The 16,172-nt window shown below is 61.7% G+C and carries 19 protein-coding genes; 7 read left to right on the top strand and 12 right to left on the bottom strand.

Annotated elements, in window-relative coordinates; all coding sequences use genetic code 11:
* Nucleotides 1–30: 30 nt before the first annotated feature.
* On the bottom strand, nucleotides 31–1,221 hold the full coding sequence (locus JVX91_RS28075) for an acetate kinase (protein WP_205337286.1): 1,191 nt from the start codon (nucleotides 1,219–1,221) through the stop codon (nucleotides 31–33).
* Nucleotides 1,222–1,223: 2 nt separating this feature from the next.
* Nucleotides 1,224–1,556 carry a DUF3565 domain-containing protein gene (locus JVX91_RS28070; RefSeq protein WP_205337285.1) on the bottom strand — a complete coding sequence of 111 codons (333 nt, stop codon included), beginning with the start codon at nucleotides 1,554–1,556 and terminating at the stop codon, nucleotides 1,224–1,226.
* Here JVX91_RS28070 and JVX91_RS28065 point away from each other — a divergent pair.
* The 3 genes from JVX91_RS28065 to JVX91_RS28055 all read left to right on the top strand — a co-directional run bounded on the left by JVX91_RS28065 (nucleotide 1,525) and on the right by JVX91_RS28055 (nucleotide 3,568).
* Nucleotides 1,525–2,010, top strand: coding sequence for a peptidylprolyl isomerase (locus JVX91_RS28065; RefSeq protein ID WP_205337284.1), 486 nt, complete (start codon nucleotides 1,525–1,527; stop codon nucleotides 2,008–2,010). The genes JVX91_RS28070 and JVX91_RS28065 overlap by 32 nt on opposite strands.
* Before the next feature lie 219 nt (nucleotides 2,011–2,229).
* Nucleotides 2,230–2,715 carry a glutathione peroxidase gene (locus JVX91_RS28060; RefSeq protein WP_205337283.1) on the top strand — a complete coding sequence of 162 codons (486 nt, stop codon included), beginning with the start codon at nucleotides 2,230–2,232 and terminating at the stop codon, nucleotides 2,713–2,715.
* Between the two features lie 112 nt (nucleotides 2,716–2,827).
* Complete coding sequence (locus JVX91_RS28055) at nucleotides 2,828–3,568, top strand: nitroreductase family protein (protein ID WP_205337282.1); 741 nt, start codon at nucleotides 2,828–2,830, stop codon at nucleotides 3,566–3,568.
* Here the strand turns inward: JVX91_RS28055 and JVX91_RS28050 are convergent.
* Nucleotides 3,555–3,962, bottom strand: coding sequence for a tautomerase family protein (locus JVX91_RS28050; protein ID WP_205337281.1), 408 nt, complete (start codon nucleotides 3,960–3,962; stop codon nucleotides 3,555–3,557). The two genes, JVX91_RS28055 and JVX91_RS28050, sit on opposite strands and share 14 nt — an antisense overlap.
* A 4-nt stretch (nucleotides 3,963–3,966) precedes the next feature.
* Nucleotides 3,967–4,272, bottom strand: a complete 306-nt coding sequence (locus tag JVX91_RS28045; RefSeq protein ID WP_205337280.1) for a carboxymuconolactone decarboxylase family protein — start codon at nucleotides 4,270–4,272, stop codon at nucleotides 3,967–3,969.
* A gap of 107 nt (nucleotides 4,273–4,379) precedes the next feature.
* On the opposite strand from JVX91_RS28045, the gene JVX91_RS28040 reads away from it, so the two are divergent.
* The 4 genes from JVX91_RS28040 (at nucleotide 4,380) to JVX91_RS28025 (ending at nucleotide 8,457) form a co-directional block, all read left to right on the top strand.
* Nucleotides 4,380–5,270, top strand: a complete 891-nt coding sequence (locus tag JVX91_RS28040) for a LysR substrate-binding domain-containing protein (RefSeq protein WP_205337279.1) — start codon at nucleotides 4,380–4,382, stop codon at nucleotides 5,268–5,270.
* A 74-nt stretch (nucleotides 5,271–5,344) separates the two neighbouring features.
* Nucleotides 5,345–5,935 (top strand): TetR/AcrR family transcriptional regulator, encoded by a 591-nt coding sequence (locus tag JVX91_RS28035; protein ID WP_205337278.1) that lies wholly within the window; start codon nucleotides 5,345–5,347, stop codon nucleotides 5,933–5,935.
* A gap of 70 nt (nucleotides 5,936–6,005) precedes the next feature.
* Nucleotides 6,006–7,118 (top strand): NADH:flavin oxidoreductase, encoded by a 1,113-nt coding sequence (locus JVX91_RS28030; RefSeq protein WP_205337277.1) that lies wholly within the window; start codon nucleotides 6,006–6,008, stop codon nucleotides 7,116–7,118.
* 379 nt (nucleotides 7,119–7,497) lie between these two features.
* Complete coding sequence (locus tag JVX91_RS28025) at nucleotides 7,498–8,457, top strand: DegV family protein (RefSeq protein ID WP_205337276.1); 960 nt, start codon at nucleotides 7,498–7,500, stop codon at nucleotides 8,455–8,457.
* A 3-nt stretch (nucleotides 8,458–8,460) separates the two neighbouring features.
* Here the strand turns inward: JVX91_RS28025 and JVX91_RS28020 are convergent, their stop codons facing one another.
* The 8 genes from JVX91_RS28020 to JVX91_RS27985 all read right to left on the bottom strand — a co-directional run bounded on the left by JVX91_RS28020 (nucleotide 8,461) and on the right by JVX91_RS27985 (nucleotide 15,771).
* Nucleotides 8,461–9,669, bottom strand: coding sequence for a glycosyltransferase family 1 protein (locus JVX91_RS28020; protein ID WP_205337275.1), 1,209 nt, complete (start codon nucleotides 9,667–9,669; stop codon nucleotides 8,461–8,463).
* A 210-nt stretch (nucleotides 9,670–9,879) separates the two neighbouring features.
* Nucleotides 9,880–11,037 carry a hypothetical protein gene (locus tag JVX91_RS28015; protein ID WP_205337274.1) on the bottom strand — a complete coding sequence of 386 codons (1,158 nt, stop codon included), beginning with the start codon at nucleotides 11,035–11,037 and terminating at the stop codon, nucleotides 9,880–9,882.
* Between the two features lie 370 nt (nucleotides 11,038–11,407).
* A complete protein-coding gene (locus JVX91_RS28010; protein ID WP_205337273.1) occupies nucleotides 11,408–11,842 on the bottom strand; it encodes a hypothetical protein in 435 nt (144 codons plus the stop codon).
* A gap of 392 nt (nucleotides 11,843–12,234) precedes the next feature.
* Nucleotides 12,235–13,035, bottom strand: a complete 801-nt coding sequence (locus JVX91_RS28005; protein ID WP_205337272.1) for a hypothetical protein — start codon at nucleotides 13,033–13,035, stop codon at nucleotides 12,235–12,237.
* Between the two features lie 109 nt (nucleotides 13,036–13,144).
* Nucleotides 13,145–13,594, bottom strand: coding sequence for a hypothetical protein (locus JVX91_RS28000; protein WP_205337271.1), 450 nt, complete (start codon nucleotides 13,592–13,594; stop codon nucleotides 13,145–13,147).
* Nucleotides 13,595–13,629: 35 nt separating this feature from the next.
* Complete coding sequence (locus JVX91_RS27995; RefSeq protein WP_205337270.1) at nucleotides 13,630–14,406, bottom strand: hypothetical protein; 777 nt, start codon at nucleotides 14,404–14,406, stop codon at nucleotides 13,630–13,632.
* Nucleotides 14,403–14,813: a hypothetical protein gene (locus tag JVX91_RS27990; protein WP_205337269.1), complete on the bottom strand. Its 411-nt coding sequence runs from the start codon at nucleotides 14,811–14,813 to the stop codon at nucleotides 14,403–14,405. The genes JVX91_RS27995 and JVX91_RS27990 overlap by 4 nt, the downstream gene beginning before the upstream one ends.
* A gap of 568 nt (nucleotides 14,814–15,381) precedes the next feature.
* The gene (locus JVX91_RS27985; protein WP_205337268.1) at nucleotides 15,382–15,771 is read right to left on the bottom strand and encodes a hypothetical protein; all 390 of its coding nucleotides are present in this window, start codon (nucleotides 15,769–15,771) and stop codon (nucleotides 15,382–15,384) included.
* Nucleotides 15,772–16,172: the final 401 nt, after the last annotated feature.

The raw sequence follows: 16,172 nt of genomic DNA, 5'->3' as shown, positions 1-16,172 counted from the left end.
GTGCCCTTGTGGGGCACAACCCGTGGATCTTCAGTCGAGTACTGCCAGGGTGTCGAGCGCGATCTGCCGTTCCTCGTTGGTGGGGATCACCAGCACGCGCGGATGGCCGGCCATGTGGATCGGTCCACCGACGCCGCGTACGCAGCGGGCGTTGGCTTCGCCGTCGAGCTCGAGGTTGAGCACGTGCAGGTGCTTGACCGTGAGATTGCGCACCAGCGCGGAGTTCTCGCCGATACCGCCGGTGAAGATGATGCCGTCCAGGCGCGGCAGCGCACAGGTCAGCGAGGCCAGGGACTTGGCCAATCGGTAACAGAATACTTCGATGGCCAGCGCGGCGTTGGCGTGTCCCTGCTCGCGGGCGTGCTCCAGGGTGCGCATGTCGTTGGACAGCCCCGACAGGCCGAGCAGGCCGCTGTCGTGGTTGAGCATGTGGTCGATCTTCTCCAGGCTCCAGCCCAGGGTGCGCGCCAGGTGGCTGTGCAGGTTCGGATCGACGTCACCCGAGCGGGTACCCATCATCAGGCCTTCCAGCGGGGTCAGGCCCATGCTGGTGTCGCGGCTCTGGCCGTTGGCGATGGCGCAGGTGGAGCTGCCGTTGCCCAGGTGCGCGGACAGCCAGTAGCTGTCGCCCACCGCCAGCCCGCTCATCTCGGCCGCCTTGTGGCTGACGTAGCGGTGGCTGGTGCCGTGGAAACCGTAGCGGCGCACATGCTGCTCGCGGTACAGCGGCTCAGGGATGGCGTAGCGGTACGCGCGCTCGGGCAGGCTCTGGTGGAAGGCGGTGTCGAATACGGCGATGTGCGGCAGGTCCGGGTAGAGCGCCATGGCGGCGTCGATGCCCACCAGGTTGGCCGGGTTATGCAGCGGCGCCAGGGGCGAGGTCTCGCGGATGGCGCTGAGCACTTCATCGGTCAGGCGCGAGGCCTGGGTGAAGCGCTCGCCGCCGTGAACCACGCGGTGGCCGATGGCGTGCAGCTCGCCTTGCGCGGCCTGGGCCACCAGCGGCAGCAGGCGGGCGAGGGCGGCCTTGTGGTCGCCACCGGGCAGCTCCAGGGTCTGCGGCTGCTCGTCGGTTTCGCCCTGCCAGCGCAGGCTGGCGCCGTTGGAGCCGAGGCGCTCGGCCAGGCCGTGGAGGATGAAGTCTTCGCGCCCCTCTCGAACCAGGGCGAACTTGATCGAAGAACTGCCGCAGTTGATCACCAGGATATTGCGAGCCGGCATGCCTACTCCTTGCTGCTGTCGGATTCCTTGGCGCACCAGCCGCAGGGGAACCAGCGGCCGATCTGCGCCTTGCGTTGCTGCGGGTCCAGCACCCAGGGCCGCGACTGCCAGGGCGGCTGGTGGCGCAGGTGCTGGGTATGGCCGCAGGACAAGACTGCCACCCAGTGGCCGTCTTCGTCCTGATGAAAGTCAAGCAGGCGCGGCGGGCCCGCGTGATCCCGTCCGTCTGTCTTCGGGTCGCATTCGGGGGCGTCGCCGCGTAAACTTACGCGCTCAACTTCTATATCAGATAGGTTTCGAACCATGCAGATCGCGGCCAACAAGGCGGTTTCCATCGACTATACCCTGACCAACGACGCGGGTGAGGTCATCGACAGCTCCGCCGGCGGCGCTCCGCTGGTTTACCTGCACGGCGCCAGCAACATCATCGCTGGCCTGGAAAAGGCTCTGGAAGGCAAGCAGGTTGGCGACGAACTCGACGTCACCATCGAGCCGGCCGATGCCTACGGCGAATACAGCGCCGAGCTGGTCGCCACCCTGACCCGTGAAATGTTCGAAGGCGTGGACGAGCTGGAAGTCGGCATGCAGTTCCACGCTTCCGCTCCGGACGGCGGCATGCAGATCGTCACCATCCGCGACATCGAAGGTGATGACGTGATCGTCGACGGCAACCACCCGCTGGCCGGCCAGCGCCTGAACTTCAAGGTGAAAGTGGTCGACATTCGCGACGCTTCGGCTGAAGAAGTCGCCCATGGCCACGTCCATGGCGAAGGTGGTCACCACCACTGATCGCTGCCATCCGGTCGTTCATCGAGATCGGGTGGAGCCATCATTGAGCTGCTACGCTCAAACGGGAAAGGCGCCTTCGGGCGCCTTTCTCATGCGACCTGATCTACTGCAACAAGGCCAGGGCACTTTTCCCGCATCGACTGGGATTGCGCAGCACGACGGACAGGTTGTCCGCTCCCTGCGCGGGCACTTCGTGCCTACCTCTTCAAGGAGTAAGCAATGAGCGCTTTTCACGATCTGACGCTGCAAGGTCTAGACGGCCAGGATCTGCCGCTGGCCCCGCTCAAGGGCAAGGTCGTGCTGGTGGTCAACGTCGCCTCGAAATGCGGCCTGACTCCGCAGTACGCCGGTCTGGAGAAGCTCTACCAGCAATACAAGGATCAGGGTTTCGTGGTGCTCGGTCTGCCGTGCAACCAGTTCGCCGGGCAGGAGCCTGGCAGCGAAGCCGAGATCCAGTCGTTCTGCTCGCTGAACTACGGGGTCAGTTTCCCGATGTCGAGCAAGCTGGACGTCAATGGCTCGGAACGCCACTCGCTCTACCGCCTGCTGGCGGGCGAGGGCGCCGAGTTTCCCGGCGACATCAGCTGGAACTTCGAGAAGTTCCTGCTTGGCCCGGACGGCCGCGTGCTGGCACGCTTCAGCCCGCGCACCGCACCGGATGATCCGGCGCTGATCCAGGCCATCGAGAAGGCGCTGGGCGCCTGATCGCTGCCGGCGGGAGAGGGCGCTTGCGCCAATCCCGCTGGCATTTCTTCCCTTTCGTTGTGTCGTTCCGCGCACGGCGGCTTAATCGGACTACCTGATCCGGGAGTTCGCCATGAGCCGTTTCGCCGCCGAGTCATCCTGCCTGCCCGCGACCCCCGATGCCCTGCGCGCACTGATCGAGCAGCGTCGTTCGGTTCGTCGTTTCCTCGACGAGCCGGTGCCTGATGCCGTCCTGCGCGACTGTCTGGAGCTGGCGGTGCTGGCGCCCAATGCCTGCAACCTGCAGCCGTGGAGTTTCCAGGTGATCCGCGATCCGGACCTGCGGCGCAAGCTGGTGCCGGTCTGTCTGGGGCAGAACGCGGCGCGTACGGCACCGGTGCTGATCGCCGTGCTGGCGCGGCCGGATACCTGGCGCGAGTCCTGCGCCGCCATCCTCGAACAATGGCCCGAAGCGCAGGTGCCGGAGAAGGTACGGCGCTTCTATGAGCGCACCGCGCCCTTCCAGTACGACCAGGGCGCATTGGGCCTGCGTGGGCTGTTCAAGCGTGCGCTGTACTCCGTGGTCGGGTTGCGCCGCGCCCTCATGCGTCAGCCCAACAGCCACGGCGAGATGCGCCTGTGGGCGGTGAAGTCCACCGCGCTGGCGGCGCAGAACCTGATGCTCGCCGTGCAGAGCCAAGGCTTCGCCAGCTGCCCCATGGAAGGCTTCGACGAAGTGCGGCTGCGCAAGGTGCTGCAGATTCCCCGCCGCGCGGTGCCGATCATGCTGCTGGCCGTGGGGCGCGCGGCGGACAACGGTGTCTACAACCCCCGCCTGCGCTTCCCGTTGGAGCAGCGCGTCAGCTGGCACTGACCGCATCGGGCCGCGTCAGCACGCCCATGCGGCCGCCGCCGAACGACCAGTCGTCCGCCTCGCTGTTGGTGATCTGCACCATCACGTCTTCGCTGGCGATCCCCAGGCGTTCGCCCAGCAGCGCATTCAAGCGCCGATAGAACGCCTGCTTGGTCTGCGAATCCCGTGGCCGGCCGATGGTGATGGCGATGAGCACGAAGTCGTCGCTGCGCGGACCGCCGAGGTAGCCGCGGTTGTAGATGAATTCCTCCGCTTCGTGCTGGTGGATCATCACGAACTGGTCACCTTTCGGGACATTGAAGGCGTCGTGCATGGCGTCGTACACGGTGTCGGCCAGCTCGCGCAGGTACTGCGGTTGCTTGCCTTTGCGCAGGGAGATGCGGACGGTGGGCATGGTGTCATTCCTTGTCGAGACGGTTGAGCGCGGAAGCGGCTGTCGGCCAGCCGCCGTAGAAGGCCAGGTGGGTGATCAGCTCGACCAGCTCGTCGCGGGTCAGGCCGTTGTCGCGGGCCAGTTGGAAGTGAAAGGGCAGCTGTTCCGTCCGCCCCAGTGCGATCAGTGCAGCGACTGTCGCCAGGCTGCGATCCCGCGGGCTCAGTTGCGGCCGCTGCCAGATATCGCCGAACAGCACGTCCTCGGTGACCTGCGCCAGCTTAGGTGCCTGGTGCCGCAGGGTAGGGGAGACCTGGGGTGGAAAAGGCATGTTGCCGTTCCTCTTTTGTGACTTGACGGGATCAGACTAGCGCGGCAGTTTTATTCGGAAAATCGGGAAATATTTGATAGATAGTTCGAATAATCAGGATGGTTGCCATGGCCCGTATCAACTTCGACCTGGACGTGCTCCGCACCTTCGTTGCCGGCATCGAGCTGGGTAGTTTCGCCCGCGCGGCGGATCGACTCGGGCGTTCGACCTCGGCCGTCAGCGCACAGCTGAAGAAGCTGGAAGAGCAGGCCGGCACACCGGTGTTGCGCCGCGAGGGCCGGGGCATGGCGCTGACCGAAGCCGGCGAGACGCTGCTGGCCTATGCGCGCCGACTGCTGGAGTTGAACGACGAAGCCGCGGGCGCGTTGCGCGGCGGATCGCTGGAAGGACGAGTGCGCCTCGGGCTGCAGGAAGACTTTGGCGAAACCCTGCTGCCCGCTGTGCTGGCGCGCTTCGCCCGCGCCCATCCCAAGGTGCGCATCGAAGTGCGCACCGCGCGCAACCAGCAGCTCATCGAGGGGGTGCGTAACGGCGAGCTGGATCTCGCGCTGGCCTGGGAGACTGGCGAGCGAACACCGCACATGGAGCGCCTAGGCGCGGTGCCGCAGTGCTGGATCGGACCTTCCCACGTCGTCCCGGCATCCGGTGCGGAGCCGCTGCCACTGGTCATGCTGGAGGCTCCCTGCCTGCTGCGCAGCGCGGCGACGGCGGCGCTGGATCGCGCCGGTATCGCCTGGCGCGTGGCCTTCACCAGCGCGGGTCTGTCCGGTATCTGGGCGGCGGTGGCGGCCGGGTTGGGTGTAGGTTTGCGCACGCCGATCGGCCTGCCCTCCAGTGTCGAACGCCTCGATCCCGAGCGCGCCGGCCTACCGCCCATGGCACCGCTGGGTTTGTGCCTGCACCGCGGTGAAGCCGAGCCCGAAGCGGTGGTGGCGCGCCTGCGGGGGCTGGTTTGCGATGGGGTGGCCGAGCTGCTGGAAAGCCCGTCGATCCGCTGATTCGTTTCTGACAGAAAATCACTGCGATCAATGGTGCTGGAAAAAGCGAGACGACCGGTCATATTCTTGCCGCCATGAACAGCATCCGACTCGACAAGCGCGACCTGATCCTCGCCAAGGGCTCCCTGGCGATGACCCGCAGCGGCTACCACGGCACCGGCGTGCAGGACATCGTCCAGGCCGCCGGGATTCCCAAGGGCTCCTTCTATCACTACTTCGAGAGCAAGGAAGACTTCGCCCTGCAGGCGCTGGAGCATCTCTACGCGCCGCGCCTGGCGCGCTATGCCGAAGCGCTGGGTAATCCGGCACTGGGGCCGCGCGCACGCATCCTCACCTATTACCGCGAGCTGCTGGCGCACTTCGCCCGCCAGGAGAAGCTGCAGTACCACTGCTTCATCGGCAGCCTGAGCTTCGAGATGGCTGAGCTCTCGCCGCCGATTGCCGAGCGCGTCGACGGCATCCTTCAGCAGTCCATCGATACCCTGCGCGACTGTCTGGCCGACGCCCAGCGCGCCGGGGAATTGCCCGCCTCGGAGAACGTCGAGCAACTGGCCGAATTCATCGGCAACGCCTGGCAGGGCGTGCTGGCGCGGATGAAAGTCAGCGCTTCGCTCAAGCCCGTGGAACGCTTTATCGAGCGCCTGGAGCACTTGCTTCAGGCCTGATCTGCCTGAGTCATTCCAACCTTTCACCAAAAACGAGACGACCGGTCGCCTGGCCGTCATGGAGACTTCAATGAGTGTATCCGTCGACACCCTGTTCTCGCCCTTCCGCCTGGGTGATCTGGAACTGCCCACGCGTATCGTGATGGCGCCGATGACCCGCAACTTCACTCCGGGCGGCGTACCGCACGCCCAGGTGGTCGAGTACTACCGCCGCCGCGCCGCCGCCGGTGTCGGCCTGATCGTCACCGAAGGCACCACGGTCAACCACAAGGCCGCCAACGGCTACCCGAACGTGCCGCGCTTCCATGGCGAAGACGCTCTGGCCGGCTGGAAGCAAGTGGTCGATGCCGTGCACGCCGAAGGCGGCAAGATCGTCCCGCAGCTGTGGCACGTCGGCGCCGTGCGCCGCCTGGGCACCGAGCCGGACGCAAGCGTCCCCGGCTACGGCCCGAGCGGCAAGGTCAAGGACGGCACCGTGCTGGTCCATGAAATGACCAAGGAAGACATCCAGGACGTCATCGCCGCCTTCGCCCAGGCCGCCCGCGACGCCAAGGGGATCGGCATGGACGGTGTGGAAATCCACGGCGCCCACGGCTACCTGATCGACCAGTTCTTCTGGGACGGCAGCAACAAGCGCACCGACGAATACGGCGGCAGCCTGGCCAACCGTTCGCGCTTCGCCATCGAGCTGATCCAGGCCGTGCGCGCGGCCGTCGGCCCCGACTACCCGATCATCTTCCGCTTCTCCCAGTGGAAGCAGCAGGACTACAGCGCCCGCCTGGTGCAGACCGCCGAGGAGCTGGAAGCCTTCCTCAAGCCGCTGTCGGATGCCGGCGTGGACATCTTCCATTGCTCCACCCGCCGCTTCTGGATTCCGGAGTTCGAGGGTTCCGATCTCAACCTCGCCGGCTGGACCCGCAAGCTCACCGGCAAGCCGACCATCACCGTCGGTAACGTCGGCCTGGACGGCAGCGAGTTCCTGGCGTTCTTCGGCAACACCGAGGAAGTCGCCCAGCCGTCGGGTATCGATGGCCTGCTGGAGCGCCTGAACAAGGAAGAGTTCGACCTGGTTGCCGTCGGCCGCGCCCTGCTGGTCGACCCGGACTGGGCGGTGAAAGTGCGTGACGGCCGCCTGACCGACATCAAGCCCTTCAGCCGTGATGCGCTGATGTCGCTGGCCTGAGTCGCTCGCGCCTGATGTAAAAAAGCCCCTGGCACTCACGGTGCCAGGGGCTTTCGCTTTTCTGTAGGAGCGGAGCTTCTCCGCGAAATCCCGGTGTAGCCGGGACATCGATTTCGGCGTGACACCGGCCTGTTGGCCGGATCGCGGATAAGATCCGCTCCTACGAAGGGCCCCATGCAGCGTCGTTAGCGCGGCCGGTAAGTGTGTCCCGCTTATGGCGAAGTATTGATTGCCTGAATGGTCTGAAAGCACCGTCCTAGGCGTTTACAAATCTTTTCCGAGACCCACCTTTCCGCATGCTGACTTCCCAGTCCGAAACGGGCAGAGTATGAACGCGTTCACACAACAATAGGCCGGGAGACGGCCATAGGAGTCAGTCATGCGGATCGGCTTGGTAGTCGATGCAACCTGCGACCTTCCCCCCGAATTCCTTGCTGCCAACAACATTCGAGTTCTACCCATCGGTATCCGCGTGGGCGAGCGTCGCCTGGTCGACGATCGCGATCCCGACACCACGCGGGCGTTCTATTCCCGCGACCTGCCCGAGGTTGGTCCGCAGGATGGCAGCGAACCGCTGGATGCCGCCGCGACCCACGCCTGGTTCCTCGATCAGTTGGTCACCGATTTCGACTATGTGATCTGCCTGACCGTCAGCAGCCAGCGCAGCCCGATCTTCGAGAACGCGACCCAGGCATCCTTCAGCCTGCTGCAGAGCTACAAGGAACGCCGCGCCGCCGCTGGTATCGCCGGGCCGTTCGCCTTGCGCGTGATCGACAGCCAGACCGTATTCGCCGGTCTGGCAGTGCTGGCCGCCGAAGGTGTGCGCCTGCTGGGCGAGGACCAGCATCCCAACGCCGTGCGCACCCGCCTGGAACAGCTCAGCCAGCAGATGAACACCTTCCTGGTCGCCAGCGACCTGGGGCACATCCGTCGCCGTGGTTTCCAGAAGGGCGACCGCAGCAGCATCGGTGACCGCCTGCGCGGGGCCTTCCTTGGCCTGGGCTCGATGCTCGACATGAAGCCGGTGCTCAGCCTGGTGCAGGGCGAGGACAAGCCGGTATCGGTGTCGCCGAACTACGAGAAGTCCGCCGAGCGCCTGCTCAACTTCGCCCGTGCGCGGGTCGAGGCGGGCGAGTTGCTGGCGCCGCAGATGTGCCTGAGCTATGCCGGCGATCCTTCCGCGCTGCGCGACCTGCCGGGCTTCGCCCAACTGGAGGACGCCTGCGAGATGAAGGGCGTGAAGATGCACCTGGCGATGCTCAGCCCCACCGGTGGCATCAACCTGGGAGCGGGTGCCATGAGCTTGTCCTTCGCGGCTGAGCCCAAGCCCTTCGCCTGAGGTTCACTTGGGCAGCGATGAACCTTCCGCCCGGCCGAGGGCGGAGGGATTCCTCCCCGGCAGCATCGCGCTGCGGCAGGCAGCCTGAAGATATCCCTCGAAGCGCTCCACCACTGTCTCCCATGCCTGGTGAATGGCATGGTGCCGCGCGTTCAGGCGAACCCGGCGCAGGCGCTCCGGATCGCTCAGCAGCCAGCTGGCCGCCTCGAAGAAACCCTGGTTATCGCCTGGTTCGGCGAGCACGCCATTGTGCCCGTGGCGAATGTGCTGGCCCGCCGCCGCCTGGTCGAAGGCCACGACCGCCAGCCCCGATGAAAGCGCTTCGAGCACCACGTTGCCGAAGGTTTCCGACAGGCTGGGGAACAGGAACAGATCGCCGCTGGCGTAGTGTCGGGCCAGCTCCTCGCCGCGTTGCAGTCCGCAGAACACGGCTTCAGGTAATTCCTTCTGCAACTGCGCGCGTTGCGGGCCGTCGCCGACGATCACCAGGCGCAACTTGAGTTGCGGGTGTGCCGCGCAGAGTGCGCGGAAGCTGCTGCCGAGCAGGGTCAGGTTCTTTTCCGCCGCCAGCCGGCCCACATGCAGCACAGCAATATCCCGATCGCCCAGGCCCCACTCGCGGCGCAGCCCATCGTCGCGGCGTGCGGGGTTGAACAACTGGCTATCGACTCCGCGCGACAACTGCGCCAGGCGCTCGAAGCCGCGGCGCTCCAGCTCGAGCGACTGGCTGGCGCTGGGCACCAGGGTCTGCTGGGTGCGATTGTGGAACCAGCGCAGGTAGAGGGTGACCAGACGCATCAGCGGGCCGAACCCGTAGTGCGCGCTGTACTGCTGGAAATTCGTGTGGAAGCCGCTGATCACCGGAATTCGCAGGCGCCTTGCGGCGCGCAGGGCTGCCAGGCCCAGCGGGCCTTCGGTGGCGATGTAGAGCACGTCGGGACGGGTGCGCTTCCAGTGCCGTAGCAGCTTGTGCAGGCAGGACTGGCCCCATTGCAGGCCGGGATAACCGGGCAGCGGCCACCCGCGCGTCAGCACCAGTTCGCCATCGCTGTGACGCCCCTCGTCGCCATGCTGGCGCGGGCGCACGACCTGGATCTGATGGCCCAGGCGCAGCAGGCCCGAGGCCAGCCGGCCGAGGGTGTTGGCGACGCCGTTGATTTCCGGCGGAAAGGTTTCGCTGATCAGCGCGATGCGCAGGGGAGTCGTGGTCATGCACGCAGTGTCGCGGCCCGCAGTGGCGCGCCGATGACGCCGCGATGATCGAAATGTGACAGCCGCTCGGCGACGATGGATTGTTGCTGCCGCGCGGCGTTATCCAGTGGGAATTGTGGTGACGAAAACAAGGGGAGGGGCTATCGGCCAGAGGCGGACGTTAATCGAGGCTAGTTTCGCTATCAAGTCATTACGCTGACACGCAACAAACTATTTGCTCTTCTCCTTAATCTCTACCCAAGCCAAGTCTGATTTACTGGGGATCGACTGAGCATAATACTCCTTCGCTGAAAACCAGTTAGCTCTTTCAAACTCCTGCATCTTCGGGCCAAAACTATTCTGAAACTTCAAACCCTCATGACAATTCCCTGCTGGATCGCATAAAGTCGCATAACCATAGACAATCAAGGCATGCAAGTCTCCAGGACATTTCTTCCCTTTTAGCCCGAGCAGACATGCACCGCCCACCACGACAGGATTGCCTTTATCAATAGCACTCTTGATCTCGCGCATCATTCCTTTGTAAGTAAATTTCTGTCCTTTAGCGGGGTAGTAGTGAAACTCAGCCTGATTCTGATACTCGAAAAACACCCGGTTCTTCGCGCGGGCACACTCTCTCGGATAAACAAACCGTGCGAAGAATCGGTCGAAACTCTCCTCTTCCAGACTTCTCATGATACGCCGACGCGTGGCCTCAAGGTCATGGTCCTTCGCCTGGTAAAGCCTGGACGCCTCGTTGACGACAGACTCCGGTAGGCTGGCCTCATCAAAGCCACTCTTGCTGTATTTTTCGTAGAAACTGGAAAAACCAGACAAGAACTTACGTTGCTTTGCGACTTCCTCGTCACTGGCAATCTTGTCTTCAATGATCAGATCACCAAATATCATCTTTTCATTGAAACACGCCTGGCTGGCAACGTTTCCCACCAGAATCGTCGCCGCCTGCAACACTTTTGCCGGCGATCCGCCCTCCTGAATCCCCTGATAAGAACTCGAATACTCGATTTCATCATCGCCAGTATCGGATGCAAAACGTGCCATATCGAGTGCAGAAGCCAGAGACTCCGGCGGCGCCTTGGAGCAATCCAGCTTATCGTACTTGCACAGATAATAATTGAGCACTCCAGTCGCTGCGTGGCTGTAGCACATGCCCATGCCGAACTGGTTTGTTTCGTTTGGCATATTGGAGATTACATGTGCGTTCGACACGCTAAAGCCTTCGTCAAAGCGAACCATGAATGCAGGAGCTGGAGCCTTTGCAGGTTCAGATGCACAGACGAGTTCAGATAACAGGAAAAGAGTAATCCCAGAAAAGAAACTCCGTGCTATCCACATTGCTCCACCCTGCGAAAGCTGTGCTTTATCCAATTCAAAACACAACAGGCCCGACCGCGAGTCGGTATGAACCTGCGCTCAAAATTGCCGCTCAGTACCATCCGGCGAATGGAGTCGAAGGATAAGCGGGCTAAGGCAGATTGACATCATCCAAACGAATGAAGGCGACGTGCAGCAAAGCGGCAGGGTGATTTCTAGCTGCGACTGAGCGACGGCCTCGCGGGATGGCTCTGGCGCGGCTGTCTGGGGACAGGAAGCCAGTGATCAGCGGCGCCCGAGGCCCGGAAGCTGTCGTTCGATTCGAATCGAGCAAGGGCGCAGCTGGTGGGCAGAAATCGGCCAGTAGCGGACGTTGAACAGGAATCAACGAAGCCGTTAATTGATCGTCTCGAACGATGGTTGATCAGAAGTAATCTTTTCGCCAATCCAAATAATCAAGATCGCGAGAGAATCCTTTTTTCAGCTCGACGCAATAGTATGACAATCGTGCAATCTCGGAGGGTGTCTCATGCCAAATCATTTCCGCAATTTGACGCATACTTAATCGCTCAAGCAAATCCTGATAGAAAGCATTGACAATCTCTCTCGAGCGACCCATATCTTTAGAGAAGAGTAGAGAAACTTTTTCCGAAGTTTCCTCCAGGAGATAAGGGATATCGCACTCAATGATTGTTTCGCTCTCCGCCTCGCTTAGAATGGATTCTGATAATGAGTGAATAATAGATCTAGCAATCAAGGCCGGAGTCGTTGTTGTAACTATAATGTCACCCCTTTCTTCGAGCTCCCTCAAAGACCTCAGGATGACATCCACAAACTTCTGGTGTTCGACGTTGCTCATGGCCAGTCCTTGATTATTTTTAAAGTTTAAACTCAATGGTTTTGTGAGGCGGCTTCGATCGCAAATTTATATAGTTTAGCTTTTGTAGATTTAAGATTTCAAAAATTCGCTGGGCAGCCCCTCATTAAAGGAATACCCATTCCGGCCAATCGATAATCACATGCACTCTAGCACCATGGGGAAAGCGTCCGCTTTGGGCCGGTAATAGCCTCTCGCCAGGGGCAGTAATCGGCCATTGAACGTAGAAGCACTCATTGCGTCAGCGAGCAGCGGGAGCTACAAGCCAGTTGCTTCGGAGGAGCGGCGTTGCCTTTGCAATTCGAAATCATCGCGCAGGTAGGTGCGTAGCTCCTCAACGAGATCGCAACGACGACCTCCGTAGTGTGCACAGACTACCGGGTGCTTTCGGGAATGCTCCCGTCCGTCGCCAATCCAGGCGCCGGAGCATGAGTTAGATGTTTTAGCGCTGCAAGGAGGCGCTCATCCATCACGTAGCCACCGAGCATGATCTTGCCCTGGGCATTGCGTTGCGCTGCCGTCCCCATGGATTTGCCAAGTTCGATACCGATGGGAATGCCTGCTGCTCGTACCTGCATCGCTTGCAGCGAATCCCCGGGCACCACGCCCCGAGCTGCGACGTCTGCCAAGTCTCTAACCCCTTCAGCATCAGGTGGTTGACTCATTACCGAGACCACTGCTGGCGGAGTAGCCAATGCCTGATTCAACGCTGATTCGGGGGCGGTAGGAACTCGGGCTTCCGTCTCTCCTGTGGCGACTCGGAAATCCATATAGAAGAAGTAGAACGGCGTGCTCTTCGGGTCACGTGGCACATAGACTCCACCCTCCGAACCATCTAGCCCGAATTGTCGGTAAAAGACCGTGCCAGGGTCTGGCCGCTGTCCAGTTGCCAGGTACTGGTCACCCAGCTCCGCGATAAGGCGCACGTAACACTCCCGCGGGCCACGGTAGTAAATGCCTTCATCATCATGGGCAACGGCAATGTACTCACCGCGTTTGAGCCCCTCCACCATACTTTCGCCAAAGGAATAGCGAGGCGGGTATTTTCGAATTGCATCCTCGCGCAAAACAAAGCGGGACCCATCGCCTTGCGGAATGACACTTCGTCCGGGGATACATCCCGTCATGGACACCATTAACAGCGCCAGAAATACAGTCCTGGAAATACTATTCACGAAGTTCCCTATCCGTTCTTTATTGTGCCGGCATAGTGCCGCATCCGGATTTATCGCCACCAACATCCCTTTAAGACGCGCATCTACGCGATCCAAGGGCATCCGAGCCCTAGCGCCCGGACAGCCAACACTCTCTCGGTTCTAGCTGGGTGACACCCGGCACCGGGTAGGTACTGCCGCGCGGGTCCACCTCCATCAGGGTGAGCTGACAATCCCCCTGGTAGAGGTATCGGGTGACATACTTGTGGCCCGCTTGTGGCTCGAAGGACAGGGCGACCCCACAGAAGAGGCCCGTGGTGGCGCGGCCATCGATACCCTGCTCGAGGAAGACGCGTTTGCCGGCGGGCAAATTGACGTAGTGCTCTCGGTCGGCGTAGTCAACACGCTTTCTCGTATCGCAGCTGTTGCCTGTATCGAGGAAGGCGTAATTTCCGCCCATGAGCTTGATTGTGGCCAGCTCTCCGGTGGTCGGTGGCACGTATTGCTCGGCGCAGGCACCCAGTAGCAGACTGACGGCAACCAGTGAGGCGATAGGGAAATTACGGGCATGGTTATGCATGGCCGGTGGCTCCGGGTAGGTAGGCGCTAAGGAGTTCAGTGTGGCTGCGGCGGTGCCAGGCCCCACATGGCGGCGAAGTCCAATCGATTGATGCTCGTCGCCATCCCGGCCCGGGTCTTGGCCATGCCGTCGACTTCCAGGGCCTTGAGGCTCCCGCCGCCCGATTGGAAGTCCTCCCCGTGAACCAACGGCGTGTTCCACACCACCTCGTTACTCTGCAGATCGATCACCCGAGCGTTGGGGAACGCCGAAATGCCCACGGCGCCAAAGCCCAACGCAGCACCATAGATATCCATGGCCGTGAGTTGCACCAAGTAGCGGTACCCCTTGCCCCGAAGCTCGCCGGTCAGCTTGTTCAGTTCGGTATTCTGTCGATCCGCCAGGAAGAAGTCCGCGATGGGCGGCAGCTTGACGCCGGGCATGGCCGGATGATCACCGGAGGCCTGGGTCAGACAATCCGCCGCGAGGCTGTCGTTGGCCGCGTTGACCACCTCCGGCGCCACCACATCGAAGACACTGTCGGCAGTGAAGCCCTGCTGGTGCAGGCGGCTCGCCAGGTCTGCGCTCAACTCGCGGTCCGGCGACCAGACCCCGGAAAAGTCCTGGCTTGAGGTCTTGGTTTCCAGCCACAACACGCGATACAGCGTCTCGACGTAATTGATGCGCTTGGAGACCAGGTTGTAGCTGACGGCAATCCTTTGCGTCTTGTCGGGCTGGAATGTCTTGCCTTCCACCGCAGCGACCTGCTGCTGGTGGTAGGTGCAGCCACTCAGGAACAGCAGTACCGACAGGCAAAGCACGAGTTTCTTCATGGTTGAGTCTCCTGGTCGGGGCGCTTCACATCGAGCAGGTGGCCGCTGCTATCGAACACGCAGATGAGCGAAATCGCCTCGCCGTCCTGGAGAAATTTCGGACCGATGTCACGGTAGTAGGTGATCACGCTGTCGCCGGTGGAAACGGAGCCCACCGGCAGGGGGATGAAATAACTGGTCGTCGCCGCTTTGCCGGTATAGAGCCAAAGCTCGAGGTTCCGTCGATCATCCTTGCGCACTTCGCGGGGCAGGCCGATGGCCTGTACTACGTCGTTCTTCGAGCTCGCGCCGACGCTGAGGCGCGCGCGCTTGATTTCGCTTGTGCGATCGATCGATGAGCAGGCTGTCTGCAGGATGACAAAGGGTGAAAGCAAAGCGAGGAAAAACGGCGTGCGAAAAACTCGCATGTCCAGTCCTTGTAGGCGAGAAAGCAGGCGTCGAGTCTCTTATCGAGCAACGTTCGTGACGTAGGCGGAGCGCCCGTAATGGCGTGGCGACATTAAAGATGAAATGACGCCTTGTCGATGGGTGATGCCACGGCGTTTCTGCCAGTTTCCGGTAAACAACGTGGGCCCCAGCGTCGACCCCACGCCTCCTTGAAGCGAGCACCCCGACTGCTTCTGCCAGCAGCTCTACGTCATCGACCATCGGGTTCAGACTGTGTGGCGTCAGACGTCAAGGCGTAGCTGTCCGCTATGGGTCGGTAGCCGCCGCCCAGCCTGACGACTTATACACCTCGAACTCATGCTGCGGCAGGTTGGTCGGCCTCCCTCCTCGGCTGCCCACGCATGCTGGTTGCATCGCGGAGCGTCTGCTCGGCCGGCTGAGACTTGATGACCAAACTCGCTGCGATGGTGGCTCTGTCAGTCGCCAGGCTCTTCGTATCGACTCCGGCCACCTGAAGGCCCAGAGAAACGGGCCCCAGGGAGAGGAAAGGACGTTCTGGCGGCTTACGCGCACCAGAAAGACAGACTGTCAGCGTGAGAACGCTGCCCCCAGAAATCCGAGAAAGAACGTCATTCCAAACACGTAGATCGCCCCGAGGATAATGAGCGCAGGTATCGAAGCAATACCCCACTTGATCATGAATAAAACCATTGAGCCAAAGCTCATGTTCACATCCATGACAACTACAGGCTGTGCCCCTGGATACTTGCTGACGACGGCTTGCACATTGCGTTGCTGCTGTGTAGCTGTCGGTGCGGTAACTCGGACAGGGGTACTTGCCGCTTGGAGCTTTTCTTCCTCCAGCTGCTGGACTCTCGCCTGAAGAGCCTTGTGGTAGTAGATCCCGCACTCGGGGCAACGAGTAGGATCAACTGGATCGCTTGCAGTTGGTGTATGTCCGCATTCAGGGCATTGCATAGAGGGTTCCCTCCCGTTGAAGAATGGATGGGAATGTACCCAGATTGACATTTCGCGTCACGCTACAGCGGGTTCCTTCTGGATGCGGAAGTACTTCGAAATACCGCTAGCAACCTCAGTGTTGTCTTCCAGCACCCTGGTGGTGACCCGGAAGGCGCCGAAGACCTCTCTGTTGATCCCGTCCATCTGGGCGGCCGGATTTCTCAAGACGTCTCGCTGCGGACGCGGCACATCACGCCGGCTTGAGACCACTGTGCATTCCGGCAGAAAAGCGATTTGCTGGGGCAGCAATCCACGGCCAGACGCAGACATTCAAAGGTCGCTACGAAAAGGCCTCTAAGCAGAACGGCCCTCCGCGACATCGCTCGTCAGCCCTTACGCACTCATACGCATGCGCGTCA

The organism is Pseudomonas sp. PDNC002, from assembly GCF_016919445.1.
Lineage (GTDB): Bacteria > Pseudomonadota > Gammaproteobacteria > Pseudomonadales > Pseudomonadaceae > Pseudomonas.
Note: the sequence above shows the minus strand (reverse complement) of the source record. Positions and strands in the feature narration are given on the sequence as shown.